Here is a 17541-nt window from a genome sequence, read left to right as displayed (position 1 = left end):
CCGCGCGGTATCGGTCAAGCAGACTTTGAGCTGACAAGGAGCACGCAATGATTCAAGCTTTCGACCATTTGATCGGTGGCCAGGTCTTGCAGTTTTGCGCGAGCCTCGGCGAGGGGCCGACACCGCATCGCGTCATCATCAGTCAGGCCGATTCGGCCAAGACGCTCGTGATTCTCGATGCGTCCGGCCTGATCGGCGCGATCAAGGCCGAGATCGAAGAGCCCGAAGACCTCGTCGCGAACGCGATTCGCAAGACGCAAAGCGAGGGGCTCATCGAAAAAGCGCTCGATTCCGGGCAGATCCAGGAAGTGAGCTTGTAGAACGCGCCAGGAACCCCGCGTGTAACTTCGCCTGTCACCCTTATTCGCGTGCGCGCGGATAAGGGTCGACATAGCGCGCAAGCAACGCGGCAATCAGCAGAATGACCGTCGAAATGGCCGTTGCCGCGTGCAGGCCGTCTACGATATGCGCGGCTTGCGCGCCGCTCGCGAGTGCGCCGAACGCCGCCACCCCGATCGCGCCGCCGGCCTGGCGCGCCGTATTGAGCACCGCCGACGCCGTGCCTGCGCGCCGTGCGTCGGCTGATGCGAGCACGGCGGTCGTCATGGCGGGAACCGCGAGCCCCATGCCCGACGGGATCAGCAGGAACGGCACGAGCAGCGCCCACAGCGGCGTCTGCGCGCCGACCCGATGCAACAGCCCGTAGCCGAGCGCCGCAATCAGCGCACCGATCAGCATCGGCACACGCGCGCCGAATTTGCCGACCACCCAGCCGCTCATCACGTTCGACACCAGAAATCCGCCGGTAAGCGGCAGGAAGGCAAGACCCGCCTGCAATGGCGTATTGCCGCGTACGCGCTGCAGGAAAAGGCTCAACACGAACACGACGCCGTAGTACGTCAGATTCACACCGATGCCGAACAGCACCGCGGCGCTGAACGTGCGCTTGCCGAAGAGCGATAGTGGCAGCATCGGCATGGCGATGCGCCGCTCGGTCGCGACGAACGCAAGCGCGGCGGCGAGCGCAAGGCCGAGGCCGCCCGCGACGAGCGGATGCGCGACGCCGAGCGGCCGCCATTCGATTACCGCGCCCGTGAAGGCGGTCAACGCCACGACCGCCAATAGCTGACCGAGCGGGTCGAGGCCACGCGCCGCTGTTTGCGGCGAGACGTTCGTGGCGGTCATTGCAGTCGTCGCAGTCGTCGCGCGCGTTGGTTTTGTTGCTTTCGTTGCGGATGCAACCTTCGGCAGCCACGCGAAGGTGGCCGCGAGGCCCGCCGCGCACAACGGCAGGTTCACGAGAAAGATGCTGCGCCAGCCGAACGCGTCTATCAGCACGCCGCCGATCACCGGACCCGCCGCGATCGAAATCGAACCCGTCGCGGTCCAGAGACCGACCGCCCGCGCGCGCAGCTTCGGATCGTGCGCGCATGCCTGATTGAGCAGTGCCAGCGAATTCGGCAGCATCGCGGCCGCGCCGATGCCCTGGCAGGCGCGCGCGGCGACAAGCCATGCGCCGTTCGCGGCGAGCCCGCATAGCAGCGAGGCAAACGCGAAAAGTGCGATGCCGGCCGCGAACATGCTGCGTGCTCCGAAACGATCGCCGAGCGCGCCCGCCGACAGCATCAGCACCGCAAACGCGAGCGTGTACGCATCGACGATCCATTGCAGCGCCGTCACGTCCGCGTGAAGATCGGCGCCGATGCGCGCGAGCGCCACATTGACGATCGTGACATCGAGTTGCGTGACGACAAAGCCGACGCTGACGGTCGCAACGATTCGCGCAAGCATGGGCGTCAAATGTGGCGACGAGGTTGGCGGCGACGGCTGGGACGAGGAGGAAACGGATAGGGTTTTCATGCAACGGATGTTAGGGCGAAGCGTTGACGCGACGTTTCGGGCTCTGACGAAATATCGGTGCGACGCCGCAAATTCAGACTGATCTTATGGGCACAGGTATTTGGTGCCCAGAGAATCGCCACCGAGGCAACAGTCGAGAATTTTTACAATGCGTATAGCAATCCTTCAACGCGACCCGGTGCGAAGCAAGCAGCTGGAGCGCATCCTTGTCCAGGCCGGCCATAGCTGCATGGTCTACGACGATGGTTTGACCATGTCCAAAGCGCTCGCGCGATCCACCGCGGATCTGCTCGTGCTCGACTGGCATGGCGTCCGAATGTCGGGTATCGACGTATTGAAGTCGATGCGCGCGGTGAACGGCGATCGCGTGCCGGTCATCTTCGCGTCGACCGACGATTCCGAAGAAAGCGTTGTGCGCGCGCTGCTCGCCGGCGCCGACGACTATGTGACGTTTCCGGTGCGCACGGCGGAATTCCGCGAGCGGGTCACCGCGCTATTGCGGCGCGCCTATCCGGAGCGATTCGGCGTATCGAGTTTCGATGTCGGACCGTACCATTTCGATACGCGCCGTCAGATCGTGACGTTGCGCGGCACGCCAGTGCAGCTTTCGGGCACGCAGTTTCGCCTTGCCGCGCTGTTCTTTTCCAATGTGGGTCGCGTGCTGTCGCGCGATCATATCTTCGCGATGGTGTGGGGACGCGAGTTTCGCGAGGTCACGCGCACGATCGATAGCCACGTGTCGCGCTTGCGTCTGCTGTTGCAGATCGAAGAGCACAACGACTACCGTCTGCAGCCGGTGTACAAGAGCGGCTACCGGTTGCTCTGCGTGCGCGAGGAAAATGCCGCGGCCGAAGCGACCGCGGCCGCCGCGGCCTGATCGTCAAAAGGCAAAGCGCGCGGCAGGAGCCGCGCGCTGCATCGATCAACGGGAATATTCGACCGGCTCGGTCAGCTTTTTCCGCCTATCGTGTCCATCGGCACGAATCCGCCTTTTTCCACTTTGTAGATCGTGACCGGCGCATCTTTCAGATCGCCTTTCGCGTCGTATGCAACGTCGTTCGACGTCACGCCCTTGATGTTCACCTTGTCGAGCCACGACGTGTACACCTTCGGGTCGGTCGAGTTCGCGTCCTTCATCGCGGTCAGGAGCGCGATCGTGCCGTCGTACGAGTACGGCGAGTACGTGATCGGATCTTCGTGAAAGCGCGCTTTGTAGCGCGATTCGAAGCCGGAGAAGCCCGGCATCTTTTCTTTCGGCAATCCGCCCATATAGACAATCGAGCCTTCCGCCGCGCTGCCGCCGACTTTCAGGAATGTCGGCGACTTCGACATCTCGCCGGTGATGAACGCCGACTTGATGCCGAGCTGACGCATCTTGCGGATCATCGGCGACGATTGCGCATCGCCGCCGCCATAGAAGATCGCATCCGGATCGAGGCCTTTCATGTTGGTCAGGATCGCTGAGAAGTCGAGCGCCTTGTCGTTCGTGTAATCGCGCTTGACGACCGTGCCGCCCGCCGCCGTCACGGCCGCCGCGAACTCGTCGGCAATACCCTGGCCGTATGCGGTGCGGTCGTCGATAATCGCAATGCGCTTGTATTCGAGCTTGTTCACCACATACGTGCCCATGATGCTGCCGGCTTGCGAATCGCTCGTGAGCAGCCGGTACGTCGTCTTGTAGCCGCGCGCCGTATAGACCGGCGACGTCGCCATCGACACCTGCGGCAGGCCTGCGCGGTTGTACAGGTCCGAAGCGGGAATGCTGGTGCCCGAGTTGAAGTGGCCGACAATGCCATGCACGCCGTCGTCGATCAGCCGCTGCGCGACGGTCGTGCCGGTGCGCGGATCGGCCTGGTCGTCTTCGGACGTCAGCGAGAACGTCACCGGCTTGCCGCCGATCACCGGATGCGTCGCATTGAAATCGTCGATGGCAAGCTGCGCGCCTTTTTGCATGTCGGTGCCGTAGTTCGATTGCTGGCCGGTCAACGGCGCGGCAAAGCCGATCTTCACGACGTCGGCGTCTGCTGCCTGCGCGCCGGTTGCCCACGCGAGCGCCGACGCGATCACGATATGCGATACCTTGAGCTTCACTATGAATCCCCCGTGTATGAATGAACGCACGCGCGGCATGAAGCGCACGCAGCCGGTGCGTCGTGGACCAACATCGATGACAAGCGTGGTGTTGCGAATGTCTTGAGACGAGACGCGCGGTGTGCGCGCGCATGCGCAGCACGCATGGCGCGGTCGCGGCCGTTCGAATGCCGTTACAGCTTCGGCAGCGCCGGGCGCGTTTCGATCGAACGGCGGATCAGCGCTTCGACCGCCTTGCGCTCGTCGCCGGCCAGCGGCAGACGCGGCGGCCGCACCGGCTCGGTGCCGAGGCCGACGATCGTTTCGGCAAGCTTGATGTTTTGCACGAGCTTCGCCGACACATCGAGCGCCAGCAGCGGCGCGAACCAGCGATAGATCGCGCGTGCTTCTTCGACGCGGCCGGCCTTGAACAGCTTGTAGATCGCCACTGTCTCCTTCGGAAACGCGCAGACGAGCCCCGCGACCCAACCGTGCGCGCCCATCATCATCGCTTCGAGCGCGAGGTTGTCGACGCCGCACAGAATCGCGTAACGGTCGCCGACCGCGTTGATCAGATCGGTCACGCGCCGCACATCGCCGCACGATTCCTTGATCGCGACGATCTTCTTTTCGTCGGCGACTTCCGCGAACATCTCGGGCGTCATATCGACGCCGTAGGCGAGCGGATTGTTGTAGATCATCAGCGGCAAACTGCTTGCATTCGCAACCATGCGGAAATGGTTGATCGTTTCGCGGCGATCGGACAGATAACGCAGACCCGGCAGCACCATATAGCCGGCCGCACCGTGCTTCGCACCGGCTTGTGCCTGACGGCAGGCGTCGAGCGTGCTGTTTTCGGCAATCGTCAGCAGAACCGGCACGCGGCCTTGCGACGCGTCGACGGCGATATCGAGCACTTCGAGTTTTTCGTCGAGAGAAAGCGTCGAAGCTTCGCCGAGCGAACCGCATACGATGATGCCGTCGACACCCGCGTCGATCTGCGCTTCGATGTTTTTCTTCGTCCATGCGCGGTCTATGCTGAAATCCGCGTTGAATTTGGTTGTGACGGCGGGCATTACGCCTTCCCAGATATGCGCCACGACTGCTCTCCTGATGTTGATGAATCGATCGCAGTGTAAGCACGTCAAAATCGGCCGTCTTGCGCGATACGCGCGTGCTGAATGACGATTTCAGCATAGCGTCGATTGTGTCGGGTAGGTATCCTGAACCTTTAATAAAGGGGTGAGGGAATAATTTGGATTGTCACCGGACGCGCGGCTAAGGGCCTTAACGGCAAAGCGATGATACGAATGAGGATAGCCGCGAGACGCGCCTCACGCATACGGGGAAGGCCGTGCGGGTAGCGGCTGCGCTCCATTCGCTAGCATGGCGCAGCGCAACAGATGCTATGCTGAAATCGTCACAATCGACGCGCAGCCGGGTCAAGACTCGCGCGTGCCGCGTTTCTAACATGTCGGCCATGAAAACCCTGAATGTCATCGATTCGCACACCGGCGGCGAGCCCACGCGGCTCGTCGTGTCCGGCGGCCCCGAACTCGGCAGCGGCCCGCTCGCCAAGCGGCTTGATATTTTTCGCACGCATTTCGACGACTGGCGAGCCGGCATCGTGACCGAGCCGCGCGGCTCGGATGTCGTCGTCGGTGCGCTGCTGTGCGAACCGTACGATGCGGAATGCGCGGCGGGTGTGATCTTTTTCAATAACGTCGGCTATCTCGGCATGTGCGGGCACGGCACGATCGGGCTCGTTGTGTCGCTCGCGCATATGGGCCGCATCGGCCCCGGGCGGCACAGGATCGAGACGCCGGTCGGCATCGTCGAAGCGACGCTCAATGACGATTTGAGCGTATCGGTGCGTAATGTGCCGTCGTATCGCTACCGGCAGGACGTGAAGGTCGATGTGCCGGGTCATGGCACATTCACGGGTGATATCGCGTGGGGTGGCAACTGGTTTTTCCTTGTCGCCGAACACGGACGCACGCTCGTGCCCGCGAATATCGGTGAACTGACCACGTTCACGTCGGCCATGCGCGATGCGCTGAGCGCATCCGGCATCACGGGCGCAGTGGACGGCTATATCGACCACATCGAGCTGTTCGGCCCCGGGTCGCGGGCAGGTATCGATAGCCGCAGCTTCGTGCTGTGTCCAGGCAATGCTTACGACCGCTCGCCGTGCGGTACGGGCACGAGTGCAAAGGTCGCGTGTCTTGCGGCCGACGGCAAGCTCGCGCCGGGCGCGGTCTGGCATCAGGAAAGCATCATCGGCAGCGTGTTCGAAGCGAGCTATGCTCAGGCGGAGCCCGTCGACGGCGTGACGGCGATCGTGCCGACCATCACCGGCCACGCGCACATCATGGCGGAGAGCCGGCTGTGCTTCGATGAGCGCGACCCGTTTGCATGGGGCATTCCGACGCAATGAGGCTAGCGATGGCAGAGCCAGCAGCGCGCGTAGCGGTTGCGTGCGCAACCACGGCGCACGCGATGCGCGGAGCAGCAGGGGCGCGAGGCGGTAGATGAAAGCGGATGCCCTGATCGTCGGTGCCGGTATCGTGGGCGCGGCATGTGCGGCGGAACTGGCTGCGCGCGGTCTGCGCGTACTGGTGCTCGACGAGCACGGTATCGGCGGCGGCGCGACCGCGGCGGGTATGGGGCATATCGTGGTCATGCACGATTCGCCGGCCGAATTTGCGCTGAGCCGTTATTCGCGCGACCTGTGGCTCGAACTCGCACCGCAACTGCGCGAACGCGATGCGTTCTCGCGTTGCGGCACGCTCTGGGTCGCAGAGGACGACCAGGAATGGCAGGCGGCGCGTGCCATGCACGATGCGTTCGCCGCTCAAGGTGTTTCATCGCAGATGCTCGATGCGGCCGCGTTGCGGGCGTGCGAGCCGGCATTGGTGCATGGCATGGCCGGTGGTCTGCTGATCGAACAGGACAGCATTGTCTACGCGCCGTCGGTCACGCAGTGGCTATTGAAGATGTCGCCGGCCGCCGCGCGAATCGACGTGCGGCTCGGCGCACGCGCCGTCGCAGTCGACACGGATTCGGTGACGCTCGCGAATGGCGAGCGCATCGAGGCCGCTCATGTGATTGTGGCGAACGGCATCGGCGCGAGCGGGCTCGTGCGATCGTTGCCTCTGCAACCAAAGAAAGGCCATCTGCTGATCACCGATCGCTATCCGGGACTGATCCGGCATGAGCTGCTGGAACTCGGCTATATTAAGAGCGCGCATCACGCGACGGGCACATCGGTCGCCTTCAACGCGCAGCCTCGACCGACCGGGCAACTGCTGCTCGGCTCGTCGCGCCAGTTCGATACCACCGACCCTGTCGTTGAAATGCCCGTGCTCGCGCAGATGCTGCGGCGCGCCGCGCGTTATTTGCCGCAGTTGCCGAAGCTGAACGGCATTCGCGCATGGACCGGGTTTCGCGCGGCGACACCCGATGGTTTGCCGCTGATTGGTCCGGTGACGGGCTCAAGCAAGGAAGTCTGGCTGGCGGTCGGCCATGAAGGGCTCGGCGTGACGACATCGCTCGCCACCGCACAATTGCTTGCCGCGCAAATTGCCGGCGGCGCAACGGCGATCCCGATCGCGCCTTATTTGCCCGCGCGTTTTGCACGCGGAGTCAGCCATGCATGACACGAGCGACGCGAATGCGGCCAATGCACGCGTGCGTGTAACCGTTAATGGACATGTTGTCACCGTACCCTCGGGCTCGACCGTGGCGGCGGCGCTCGCGGCCCATGCCGGCATCGCAGGCACTCGAGCCTCGGTGAGCGGCATGCCGCGCACGGCACTGTGCGGAATGGGCGTTTGCCAGGAGTGCCGCGTGACGGTCGACGGCATCGGGCATGTGCTCGCATGCCAGACGCTGTGCCGCGAAGGTCAGACGATCGAAACGACAGGCCCACGCCAGGACGCCGGGACGGCCGGGGCGCAATGAACCGACAACACTATGACGTCGTCATCGTAGGCGCGGGACCCGCAGGCCTGAGCGCCGCGCGCGCCGCCGCGCGGACGCAGGCGCACGCGCGCATCGCCGTACTGGACGACAACCCGCGCGCAGGCGGCCAGGTATGGCGTCACGGCCCGGCGCATCCGCCGGCTGCCGCGTTGAACGAACGCCTCGACGCATTGCGCGGCGCCGATAACGTCGACCTTTTCTCGTCGGCGCGCGTCGTTGCGGCGCTCGACGAGCGCAGCCTGCTTGTCGAATCGGCAGAACATGGCGCGCTTGCACTCGGCTATGAGCGGCTGATTCTTGCCACCGGCGCACGCGAGCGATTGCTGCCGTTCGACGGCTGGACCTTGCCCGGCGTAACCGGCGCCGGTGGGTTGCAGGCTTTGATCAAAGGCGGCGTAGCCGTGCGCGGCGAGCGGACGGTGATAGCCGGCAGCGGTCCGCTGCTGATCGCATCGCTTGCAACCGCTCGGCAAGCGGGCGCCAACGTGATCGCGGTGATCGAGCAGGCGCCGTGGACGGCGCTCGCGCGTTTCGGCGCCGGCCTCGTCGCGACGCCATCGAAGCTGTGGCAGGCCGCGCAGCTTACGCGCGGTTTTGCAGGGCTGCGCTACTGGACCGGTAGTGTCGTGCGCGAAGCGATCGGCGACGACCGCGTCGAGCGGGTCAGAATCCGGCGAGGCCGCGATGTCGACCCGGCCGACGCGGCCGATGCCGGAACCGCTGGCGACGTCGTTCTCGACTGCGAGCGTATTGCGTGCGGTTATGGGCTTGTGCCGAACGTCACGGTCGGCGAGGCGCTCGGCTGCGCAATCCGTCGCGATCGTGCGGGCAGTGCGCTGATCGTCGACGAAGCGCAGCGCACCTCGCTCGCGCATGTGTTTGCCGCGGGCGAGTGCACGGGCATTGGCGGGATGGAACTCGCGAGCGTCGAAGGGGAAATCGCGGGGCTCGAGGCGGTCGGCGCGCAGCGCGAAGCGGCGCGACTGCGGACGCAGCGCGACCGCTGGCGCCGCTTCGCGCGGCGCGTGGAGATGGCGTTCGGGCTCGGCGAGGCAGCGCGCGCGCTGCCGTCGGACGGCACGGTATTTTGCCGTTGCGAAGACGTCACTTGTGCGCAAGTGCGCGAACACACGACCTGGCGCGATGCGAAGCTGCAAACGCGCTGCGGAATGGGGCCCTGCCAGGGGCGTATCTGCGGATGCGCAGCCGAAGTCTATTTCGGCTGGAACACCGCGCAGGCGCGGCCGCCGTTCAGCCCGATGCAGATCGACACGCTGCTCGAAGCAGAGCGGGATAGCGCGTCGGTGGCGCGGTAACGGGCAAGAAGGTCGCACATACTCGGGCGCGCCCCGAATTTTGAACCGCGCCGCGCCGCCCTATAATCGTCCGCACGCCCGCAGGAAGTCCTCATGGGGCGACCGGGACGCCCTAAGCAACGTCCTGCCCGGCGACAACCGCTGCGCACAGCGAACCAGGAATCCGCAAACAATGACCACGCTGGCTCATCCGCTGGAAGCGCCCGAAGGAAGTCCCTATGGGATGCCTGAAGGAAACTCCGATGCGACGCAGGAACACGGTGCGGTGGTAGCGCCGCTCACCGCGATGCTTGCGCATTTCGCCCTGCTCGAGCCGGTCTTCGACGCGATGCCGGACACCGTGTTCTTTGTGAAGGATGCCGAAGCGCGCTACGCGCTCGTCAACCGCACGCTGGTATCGCGCTGCGGCTATAAGGAGAAGGAAGCGCTGCTCGGCAAGACCGCCGAGGAGGTCTTCCCGAGCCGTTTCGGCCGCATCTATACCGCGCAGGACCAGGCGGTCATCCACGTCGGCAACCAGATGCTCGATCAGCTCGAACTGCATCTGTATCCGGGTCGCCAGCCGGGCTGGTGTCTGACCTGCAAGCAGCCGCTGCGCGATGCGGCAGGGCGCATCGTCGGCCTCGCGGGCACGTCGCGCGATCTGAAGGCCGATGAGAGCAGCCACCCGGCGTACAGCCGTCTCGCGATCGTCGTCCAGTACATCCAGCAAAACTTTGTGCAGCCGCTGAATCTGAAGCAGCTTGCGTCGATGGCGGACATGTCCGTTGCGCAGCTCGAACGCTATTTCCACAAGGTGTTCCATCTGACGCCGCGCCAGGTGCTGCTGAAAACGCGCCTTGATGCGGCGACCGCGCTGCTTGTCTCGCACGACAAGGTCACCGACGTCGCCGCGTTGTGCGGCTATACCGATCACAGCGCGTTTACGCGGCAATTCAAGGCGACCGTCGGCGTTACGCCAACCGAATACCGGTTACTGCTGCTCGGCAACGGCCGCCAGCGTGCGGCCGCATGATGGCGGCATGACTCGCTGCCCGAAAAGCGCGCGCCGCACAGGAACATGAAGAAGCGAGGCGCCGCGCTGCGCTACTACGTGTACGTCGTCGCGCTCGACGATACCGTATGGAACGAAGCGCGCTTCAGGCGCGCGAACCCGGACTATCGCTTCGCCAAGCCTTGCGTGTATGTGGGGATGACAGGACTCGATCCGGACCTGCGCTTCGACAGGCACAAGGCGGACATTCAGGCGAATCGCTACGTGCGCGATTATGGTTTGCGGCTTATGCCTGAACTGTATGACTTTTACAATCCGATGCCGTATGACGGCGCGCGCGATATGGAAGTGGAACTTGCAATCGGGCTACGCGAGGCAGGCTATGCGGTGTGGCAAGCCTGATGAAAGAAACGGGGCGATCAGACGCCGAGGCCCAGGCCGCGCAGAACGGCGTTGCCTTCATCGGTCAGACGAATACGCGGCGCTCCGGCATCCGACGCAATGCTTTCCACGAGACCGGCTTCCTGAAGCAGGGGAATTTCAGGTTTCGCATGCGCATCGACAGGCGCGTGCAGCAGCAACAGCAGCGTCGCGAGCTCGTGGTGGCTCAGCAGACGCCGCAGCATCGTAGGCCGCCTGGCAGCTGTCGGCGCGGGCGAAACCGACGGGCTCGTCTGAGTGTCGCGCGTGTTGTTATCGTCATTGTTGTGCATCGGGCACCTCATACGGATCACGGTTCGATTCGAGTGCAACGCATCTTGATGAGCCAAACTTAAACGATACTTAAGACAGAGATGCGACAGCCCGTCGCACGCCGCTCGCGCGTTCGCTTTGGCGATGCCGCCTTCGCATGTCGAATCGATTGCCGTTTGCTTACGCTTACGTCACGGCGCGCAGGTCTTGCTGGCCGCTTCGATCCACATGTTCGACATGTGGCGCTTACCCGCGTAATAGCGATAGGTGGTGCCGCCGTTGTCGGTGCGGACCTTGACGATATTCGAATCGCCGAAGTCGAGCATCGTGCCTTGAGGAATCGGTGATGTGGTGACCTTCGTATCGTGCTTTTTCGCTTCCTGTTCGAGGCATTGAACGACATCCGCCACCGGGCGATTGGTCATCTGGTCGTTTTCCGGATCGCCCGCATCGGGGTTGTGCTGGAACTGCGCGCACGCGCCAAGCGCGAAAGGCACGAGCAGGGCGGCGGCGTATAACGATGCTTTGAACGGGTTCCTCATGACGCTCCTTGGTATGAAACAGCAAACAGTAGTGACACAGGATGAAATTATATCGGCGCAAGGGACGTGCCCAGCCAATGGCGCGAGCAGCGCACCTGCCTGGCGTGGGAGAACATGCGGTTCCGCGCAACGCGCAAGGGTTTGTTTCGGATCGCTTAGCGTGATGATGTGCGCCGCTTCGCATCGAGTCTGGCGGCCGACCTCGCAGCGGATCTCGTAGCAAGCGCATCGCGTGTTTGCATGACCGAGTAAGTCAGTTGCGCGGCCGCAAGACCCAAAGCACCGAATGTGTGCGTCAGCCCGAACTGCGCGAACGCGTCGGGCACCGGCCTTTCACCGCTGATAGCCGCGGCGAGCAGTTCGCCGCAAACGGTAGTCGGCGCCATCCCATGACCGCCGAAGCCGACCGCGTACCAGACGCCATCCGCGCTTTTGCCGATCTGCGGCATCTTGTGCCGCGCATAGCTCATCAGGCCGCTCCATGCGTAGTCGATGCGCACGTCGTGCAGTTGCGGATAGACCTTCAGCACATCGCCGCGCAGCAGCCGCGTGATCGCCTGTGGCGTGCGCTCGACGATCGAAATCCGGCCGCCCCACAAAATCCGCGTGTCAGGCAGCGGCCGGTAATAGTCGAACGCAAAGCGCGTGTCGTAGACGGCCGACGCGCAGTCGATCGCCTCTTTAAGCCGCTCGCCGAGCGGCTCGGTCGCGATCACGTAGGTGGCGATCGGCAGGACCGCGCGTTCGACGCGCCGATAGACGTTGCGTGCATAGCCGCCGCCCGCCATCACGACGTGCTCGGCATCGACGACGCCGCTCGCGGTTTCGACGACGAACCCGCCGCGCTGCGCGCGAAGCGCGTGTACCGGCGAATGCTCGTAAATGCGCACACCGGTGTCGGCCGCTACGGCAGCGACGCCGGCGACGTACTTCAAAGGATGAAAGTGGAATGCATGGCGCTCGAAAAGACCGCCGTGATAACGCGCGGTTTTGAGCTTTGCGGCGAGTTCGCGCCGATCGAGCGGTTCCCAGTCCACGCCGAACGATTCCTTCATCAATCGGCGTTGAGCATCGAGCCGTGCGGGCTCGTCGAACCAGTTCGCGAGAATGACGCCCGCATCGGTGGCGTCGCAATCGATGCGATAACGACGGATGCGCTCGCGCATCAGGTCGACCGCATCCGTGGTCAGCGCGTACAGCTCGCGCGCGCGTGACGGCCCAAGCATGCTCAGCAGGTCCGCGCAGTCGAGGCTATAGCCGCCGAACACGAAGCCGCCGTTGCGTCCCGATGCGCCGAAGCCCACCTGTTCCGCTTCGAGCACGACGACGTCGCGCACACCGCGCTCGGCCAGCCCGAGCGCAGTCGACAGGCCGGCCAGCCCGCCGCCCACAATGCACACGCGAGCGCTCTGGCGGCCGGTCAATTGCGGACGTTCAGGCCGGCTGACCGTCGCTTCGTAGAAACTTTGCATAAGCGGTTCCGCTCGAATTGGGCGGCTATGGTACTGAAAAATCCGCGGCGCTCCTATCGGGCTTTCCATAGGGGACGGGCGCGCTGGCCACCGCCTGGCACGCACGCGCCAAGCCGGAAAAGCCCGCGCCACGCGGCATTGCAGCGCGCGCCGGGGGCACGAGTGTTGCGTGGCGTACTCATTGCAGGCGCCTCTTTGCGTCGCGGTTATTCGCAAACCTCGGTTACGCGCTAGACTGATATGAGTCGCATTTTTTGTGGTTCGGCATCTGCAAGGAGACGCCACCATGAATCGGCCGCTGCTTCGCGTTCCGCCGCTGCGTACCTCCGGCACTACGTCCACCTGGAAGTGGCTGAAGTGGGGCATCTTTTTAGCTTTTCTGGTGGCGGTCGCGGCCGGCGTGCGCGTCGTGCAGATCGAAATGGACACATCGCGGCTGCAGGCGCGGTATCTGTCGGAACTCACAAGCGAAGTCGGCTTTACCGTTGCGACGGGCCCTAGCGACAATATTCGTTTTCCGAAAGACGGACCTTACGACATCCGGCTCGGATACTCGCTGCTGCCGTCGATCGAACGGCGCCTGCGCGAGCGCGGTTTCACGATCGCATCGCAGGCGCGCGATTCGGACCGCATGTTGTCGCTTGCCGACGACGGCCTTTTCCTTCCCTTCGAAGAGAAAGATCAGGCCGGCTTGCGCCTTTACGATTCGACCGGCATTCAACTGTTCGGCGACGATTATCCAAAGCGGATTTACGGCGGCTTCGACGCGATTCCGCCGCTTATCGTCAACGCGCTGCTTTTTATCGAAGACCGTCATTTGCTTGACGCAGATCAACCGAACCGCAATCCGGCGATCGACTGGACGCGATTCGGCCGCGCGCTCGCCGACCAGGGCTTACGGTTTTTCAACCATAGCCAGCCGCAGCCGGGCGGCAGCACGCTCGCCACGCAGATCGAGAAATTCCGCCATTCGCCGGGCGGCCGCACGGCGACGCCGCAGGAAAAGCTGCGGCAAATCGCATCGGCCTCGGTGCGCGCCTATCTGGACGGACCGCGCACCATGGAGGCGCGCGAGCAGATCGTCGTGCGTTATCTGAATTCGGTTCCGCTCGCGGCGCAACCGGGTATCGGTGAAATCAACGGAATCGGCGATGGGCTCGCCGCATGGTATGGCCGCGATTTCGACGAGGTGAACCGTATTCTCGCCGCGCCGCAGACCGAACAGAATTTGCCTGCGCAAGGCCTCGCATTCCGTCAGGTGTTGTCGCTGATGATCGCGCAGCGCGGTCCATCGCATTTCCTGCTGCGCAGAAACGCGGATCTCGCCTCGCTGACCGACAGCTATTTGCGGCTGCTCGCAAGCGGCGGCGCGATTTCCACCGCGCTGCGCGACGCGGCGCTATCGGCGCCGGTCGAATTGCATCGTTCGTCATTGCCGCCGGCGACGGAATCGTTCGTCGCACGCAAGGCCGTGACGTCGCTGCGTTCGCATCTGATGACGGCATTGGGCGTAAGCAACCTGTACGATCTCGACCGCCTCGATCTGACCGCGACCGCGACGCTCGACAACGAAGTGCAGCAGGCGGTCAGCGACCGGCTGGCGGCCGCGGCGACCAAAGACGGCGCGCGCGCCGCAGGTCTGTATGGCAAGGACATGCTGCGCCCGCAAGACGACCCGTCGAAAATTTCGTATAGCTTCACGTTGTTCGAAAAACACGGCGGCCAGAATCTGATGCGCGTGCAGACTGATAGCGTCGACCAGCCGTTCGATATCAATCAGGGCGCGCGTTTGAATCTCGGTTCGACCGCGAAACTGCGTACCATCGTCACGTATCTGCAGATCGTCGAAGAACTGCACGGACGCTACGCGTCGATGAGCGACGACGAATTGCGCGCGGTCAAGCCCGACCCATCCGACGGGTTGACGCGCTGGGCGATCGATTATCTGCTGCATACGAAGGATCATTCGCTGCCCGCCATGCTCGATGCGGCGACCGAGCGCAAGTATTCCGCAAGCGCGGGCGAGATGTTTTTCACGGGCGGCGGCGGGCAGGTATTCAGCAATTTCGAATCGAGCGATAACGGCCGCATTCTGACCGTGCATCGCGCCTTCCAGCATTCGGTGAATCTGGTTTTCGTGCGGATGATGCGCGACATCGTCCACTACGAAATGATCCAGACCTCGGGCCCGAGCACGCAATGGCTCGACGACCCGGCGACGCGCAAGATGTATCTGACGCGCTTCGCGGATCAGGAAAGCCGCGTTTATATGAACCGCTTCTACACGAAGTATCACGGCAAGACGCCCGACGCGGCGCTTGCTGCATTACTGCATACGGTGCGCAAATCGCCGCCGAAGGTCGCGACCGTCTTGCGCAGCGTCGCGCCCGACGGCTCGCAGGAATGGTTCAATGCGCAGATGCGCGCGGCGCTGAAAGGCACACCGGCCGCCGTCATTCTCGACAACGAAGACCTCGCGAAGCTTTATACGAAGTACGGTATCGAGAAATTCAACCTGAACGACCGTGGCTACATTTCGAGCGTGCATCCACTCGAACTGTGGACCGTCAACTATCTGCGTACGCATCCCGACGCGAGCCTGAACGAGGTGCAGGAAGCGAGCCGCGACGCCCGCACCGATGCCTATAAATGGCTCTTCAAGACGCGTTATCACGCGACGCAGGATCGCCGCATCAAGCGCATGGTCGAGCAGCGCGCGTATGAGGAGATCGGCAAGTCGTGGCGCGCGCTCGGCTATCCGTTCGCGAAGCTCACGCCGTCGTATGGCGCGGCGATCGGCGCGTCGGGCGATCGGCCGGCCGCGCTTGCGCAACTGATCGGCATCATTTCGAACGGCGGAAAACAGGTGCCGACGCATAGTATTACGGACCTCGAATTTGCAAAGGGCACGCCGTATGAAACACGCTTCGCACGCGCGCAAACGGAGCCGAATCAGGTGCTGTCGCCCGATATCGCACGAGTCGTGCAATCGCTCGTGCGCGACGTGGTCGCCGGTGGTACCGCGCGCCGTCTGGCGGACGGCATCCGGTTCCCGAATGGTCAGGTGCTGCCCGTGTCGGGCAAAACCGGCACCGGCGATCAGCGCTTCAATGTCTATGCAAAGGGCGGGCGGCTGATCGAATCGCGCAAGGTCAATCGCACGGCAACTTTCGTGTTCGAAATCGGCGACCGGTACTTCGGCACCATGACGGCCGTCGTGCACGAGCCCTATGCGGGCCGTTTCGACTTCACGAGCGCGCTGTCGGTGCAGTTGCTGAAGTCGATGGCAGCTGCGCTGCAGCCGCTGCTCGATACGCCCTCCGAGCGGGCGGCGAGGCGCGTCGCGGCGGCAAGCGGGCAGCCGGCAACGAAATAGCTAGATACCGACCTCGGCCGCGGGCTTCAGAAACAGCTCATGCATGGGCGCGAAATGCGCATAGAGCGGCAGAATCGCTCCGCCCATCGCGCGTGCATCGGAGCCGATCGTTCCTTCGAGCAATTGCGGGCGCACGATGCCTTCCCATTCGTAGCGGTCGAGCACTCGCTCCGTACGCCGAATGATTTCGCGCAGCAACTGACGATCCAGCTCGCCGTCTATCACCACGGCTTCCAGATCGAGCAATGCCGCCGCGTTGGTCAATGCGCTTGCGATGGCGGGGCATGCGGTGTCGAGCCATTGTTCGGTCAGCCGCCACAGGTCCGCGGATAACGCGCGATGATCGTGTGCGGCGGCGGGGGGCACGCCGGCCTCCGTAAAGAGCCGTTCGAGCACGAAGCCCGATGCCGCATGCAGCAACTGCCTCGCGGGATCGCGCACGCGGCCGGCAAGCGGAATCGAACCGACTGCGCCCGCATTGTCGTGCGGGCCGCCATGCAGGCGCCCGTCGATTACGAGGCCGCCGCCGATAAAGGTGCCGACGAACAGATAGAGAAAATGGTGGATGCCGCGTCCCTGGCCCATCACGAGTTCGGCCGCGCAAGCCGCGGTCGTGTCTTTGGCGAACTCGACCGGCAAGCCGGTCATCGCCGCGATGCGCGCACGGATATCGATGTCGCTCCATGCATCGAGCGCATCGCGCGGTGCGCCAAGAAACTCGCGCCAGCCGCCTAACCACAACGGAGCCGCCACGCCGACGCCGACCACGTTGCGTTTTCTCGCCGCACCCAGTGCGTCGTTGATGCGCGCGAGCTTGTTTTCGAGCGCGGGAAACAGCGTGCGCGGATCCGGATACGCGTACTCGAGCAGCTCGCGGCAGCAGACGCGGCCTACGAAATCCAATGCAAGCACATCGAGACTGCGGCGCCCGACCTTCACGCCGATCGTGTATGCGCCTTCAGGCCGCAGCGCGATCGGTACGGAGGGCTGACCGATGCGGCCGCGCACGCGCGCCTGCTTGACGAGCAGGCCGTCGTCGATCAGCCGGTCGATGATCGTCGAAACGGTCTGCATCGAAAGCCGCGTCAACCGCCCGACGTCGGCCTTCGGCAGCGGCCCATGCAAGCGGATCGCCTGCAGCACGATGCGCTCGTTGAACTGGCGCATGCCGACCTGGTTCGAGCCGACCGTGCGTTTGAGCGGCGAACGGGTGCCGGTATCCATTGTTGTGGTG

At 63.9% G+C, this 17541-nt stretch carries 16 protein-coding genes; 9 read left to right on the top strand and 7 right to left on the bottom strand.

The features are described 5' to 3' along the window. Positions 1-47: 47 nt before the first annotated feature. A complete protein-coding gene (locus ACYPXD_RS27370) occupies positions 48-320 on the top strand; it encodes a hypothetical protein (protein ID WP_459718814.1) in 273 nt (90 codons plus the stop codon). Positions 321-360: 40 nt separating this feature from the next. Here ACYPXD_RS27370 and ACYPXD_RS27365 read toward each other — a convergent pair whose 3' ends face one another. Then, entirely contained in the window at positions 361-1791 is a 1431-nt protein-coding gene (locus ACYPXD_RS27365) for an MFS transporter (protein ID WP_459718811.1), read from the bottom strand. A gap of 217 nt (positions 1792-2008) precedes the next feature. Here ACYPXD_RS27365 and ACYPXD_RS27360 point away from each other — a divergent pair, with 217 nt between their 5' ends. Further along, positions 2009-2737 (top strand): response regulator transcription factor, encoded by a 729-nt coding sequence (locus ACYPXD_RS27360; protein WP_459718808.1) that lies wholly within the window; start codon positions 2009-2011, stop codon positions 2735-2737. A gap of 71 nt (positions 2738-2808) precedes the next feature. Here the strand turns inward: ACYPXD_RS27360 and ACYPXD_RS27355 are convergent, their stop codons facing one another. Continuing rightward, positions 2809-3951 carry a branched-chain amino acid ABC transporter substrate-binding protein gene (locus ACYPXD_RS27355; protein ID WP_459718803.1) on the bottom strand — a complete coding sequence of 381 codons (1143 nt, stop codon included), beginning with the start codon at positions 3949-3951 and terminating at the stop codon, positions 2809-2811. 173 nt (positions 3952-4124) lie between these two features. Further along, entirely contained in the window at positions 4125-5030 is a 906-nt protein-coding gene (locus ACYPXD_RS27350; RefSeq protein WP_459718800.1) for a dihydrodipicolinate synthase family protein, read from the bottom strand. Between the two features lie 371 nt (positions 5031-5401). Here ACYPXD_RS27350 and ACYPXD_RS27345 point away from each other — a divergent pair, with 371 nt between their 5' ends. The 6 genes from ACYPXD_RS27345 to ACYPXD_RS27320 all read left to right on the top strand — a co-directional run bounded on the left by ACYPXD_RS27345 (position 5402) and on the right by ACYPXD_RS27320 (position 10626). Further along, positions 5402-6367: a 4-hydroxyproline epimerase gene (locus tag ACYPXD_RS27345; protein WP_459718796.1), complete on the top strand. Its 966-nt coding sequence runs from the start codon at positions 5402-5404 to the stop codon at positions 6365-6367. A gap of 94 nt (positions 6368-6461) precedes the next feature. Beyond that, on the top strand, positions 6462-7589 hold the full coding sequence (locus ACYPXD_RS27340; protein ID WP_459718793.1) for an NAD(P)/FAD-dependent oxidoreductase: 1128 nt from the start codon (positions 6462-6464) through the stop codon (positions 7587-7589). Further along, positions 7582-7893, top strand: coding sequence for a 2Fe-2S iron-sulfur cluster-binding protein (locus ACYPXD_RS27335; protein ID WP_459718790.1), 312 nt, complete (start codon positions 7582-7584; stop codon positions 7891-7893). The genes ACYPXD_RS27340 and ACYPXD_RS27335 overlap by 8 nt, the downstream gene beginning before the upstream one ends. After that, positions 7890-9230, top strand: coding sequence for an FAD-dependent oxidoreductase (locus tag ACYPXD_RS27330; protein WP_459718787.1), 1341 nt, complete (start codon positions 7890-7892; stop codon positions 9228-9230). The genes ACYPXD_RS27335 and ACYPXD_RS27330 overlap by 4 nt, the downstream gene beginning before the upstream one ends. 223 nt (positions 9231-9453) lie before the next feature. Then, positions 9454-10245 (top strand): helix-turn-helix domain-containing protein, encoded by a 792-nt coding sequence (locus ACYPXD_RS27325; RefSeq protein WP_459719639.1) that lies wholly within the window; start codon positions 9454-9456, stop codon positions 10243-10245. Positions 10246-10290: 45 nt separating this feature from the next. Next, positions 10291-10626 (top strand): hypothetical protein, encoded by a 336-nt coding sequence (locus tag ACYPXD_RS27320; protein WP_459718784.1) that lies wholly within the window; start codon positions 10291-10293, stop codon positions 10624-10626. 17 nt (positions 10627-10643) lie between these two features. On the opposite strand, the gene ACYPXD_RS27315 is transcribed toward ACYPXD_RS27320, so the two are convergent. The 3 genes from ACYPXD_RS27315 to ACYPXD_RS27305 all read right to left on the bottom strand — a co-directional run bounded on the left by ACYPXD_RS27315 (position 10644) and on the right by ACYPXD_RS27305 (position 12931). Further along, positions 10644-10850 (bottom strand): hypothetical protein, encoded by a 207-nt coding sequence (locus ACYPXD_RS27315; protein ID WP_459718781.1) that lies wholly within the window; start codon positions 10848-10850, stop codon positions 10644-10646. Between the two features lie 258 nt (positions 10851-11108). Beyond that, entirely contained in the window at positions 11109-11459 is a 351-nt protein-coding gene (locus tag ACYPXD_RS27310; protein WP_459718778.1) for a hypothetical protein, read from the bottom strand. Positions 11460-11614: 155 nt separating this feature from the next. Further along, positions 11615-12931, bottom strand: coding sequence for an NAD(P)/FAD-dependent oxidoreductase (locus ACYPXD_RS27305; protein WP_459718775.1), 1317 nt, complete (start codon positions 12929-12931; stop codon positions 11615-11617). A gap of 286 nt (positions 12932-13217) precedes the next feature. Here ACYPXD_RS27305 and ACYPXD_RS27300 point away from each other — a divergent pair, with 286 nt between their 5' ends. Further along, positions 13218-16307, top strand: coding sequence for a transglycosylase domain-containing protein (locus ACYPXD_RS27300; protein ID WP_459718772.1), 3090 nt, complete (start codon positions 13218-13220; stop codon positions 16305-16307). Here ACYPXD_RS27300 and ACYPXD_RS27295 read toward each other — a convergent pair whose 3' ends face one another. Continuing rightward, positions 16308-17531, bottom strand: coding sequence for an ROK family transcriptional regulator (locus tag ACYPXD_RS27295; protein WP_459718769.1), 1224 nt, complete (start codon positions 17529-17531; stop codon positions 16308-16310). Between the last annotated feature and the right edge of the window lie 10 nt (positions 17532-17541).

Source organism: Paraburkholderia sp. 2C (genome assembly GCF_054589215.1).
This window is presented reverse-complemented; position numbering and strand designations above follow the sequence as displayed.

Excerpts from the sequence above, each read along its gene's own strand:
- ACYPXD_RS27370 (WP_459718814.1), top strand. The coding sequence starts at position 48 with ATGATTCAAGCTTTCGACCATTTGATCGGTGGCCAGGTCTTGCAGTTT.
- ACYPXD_RS27365 (WP_459718811.1), bottom strand. The coding sequence starts at position 1,791 with ATGCTTGCGCGAATCGTTGCGACCGTCAGCGTCGGCTTTGTCGTCACG.
- ACYPXD_RS27360 (WP_459718808.1), top strand. The coding sequence starts at position 2,009 with ATGCGTATAGCAATCCTTCAACGCGACCCGGTGCGAAGCAAGCAGCTG.
- ACYPXD_RS27345 (WP_459718796.1), top strand. The coding sequence starts at position 5,402 with ATGTCGGCCATGAAAACCCTGAATGTCATCGATTCGCACACCGGCGGC.
- ACYPXD_RS27340 (WP_459718793.1), top strand. The coding sequence starts at position 6,462 with ATGAAAGCGGATGCCCTGATCGTCGGTGCCGGTATCGTGGGCGCGGCA.
- ACYPXD_RS27335 (WP_459718790.1), top strand. The coding sequence starts at position 7,582 with ATGCATGACACGAGCGACGCGAATGCGGCCAATGCACGCGTGCGTGTA.
- ACYPXD_RS27330 (WP_459718787.1), top strand. The coding sequence starts at position 7,890 with ATGAACCGACAACACTATGACGTCGTCATCGTAGGCGCGGGACCCGCA.
- ACYPXD_RS27325 (WP_459719639.1), top strand. The coding sequence starts at position 9,454 with ATGCCTGAAGGAAACTCCGATGCGACGCAGGAACACGGTGCGGTGGTA.
- ACYPXD_RS27320 (WP_459718784.1), top strand. The coding sequence starts at position 10,291 with ATGAAGAAGCGAGGCGCCGCGCTGCGCTACTACGTGTACGTCGTCGCG.
- ACYPXD_RS27315 (WP_459718781.1), bottom strand. The coding sequence starts at position 10,850 with ATGCTGCGGCGTCTGCTGAGCCACCACGAGCTCGCGACGCTGCTGTTG.
- ACYPXD_RS27310 (WP_459718778.1), bottom strand. The coding sequence starts at position 11,459 with ATGAGGAACCCGTTCAAAGCATCGTTATACGCCGCCGCCCTGCTCGTG.
- ACYPXD_RS27305 (WP_459718775.1), bottom strand. The coding sequence starts at position 12,931 with ATGCAAAGTTTCTACGAAGCGACGGTCAGCCGGCCTGAACGTCCGCAA.
- ACYPXD_RS27300 (WP_459718772.1), top strand. The coding sequence starts at position 13,218 with ATGAATCGGCCGCTGCTTCGCGTTCCGCCGCTGCGTACCTCCGGCACT.
- ACYPXD_RS27295 (WP_459718769.1), bottom strand. The coding sequence starts at position 17,531 with ATGGATACCGGCACCCGTTCGCCGCTCAAACGCACGGTCGGCTCGAAC.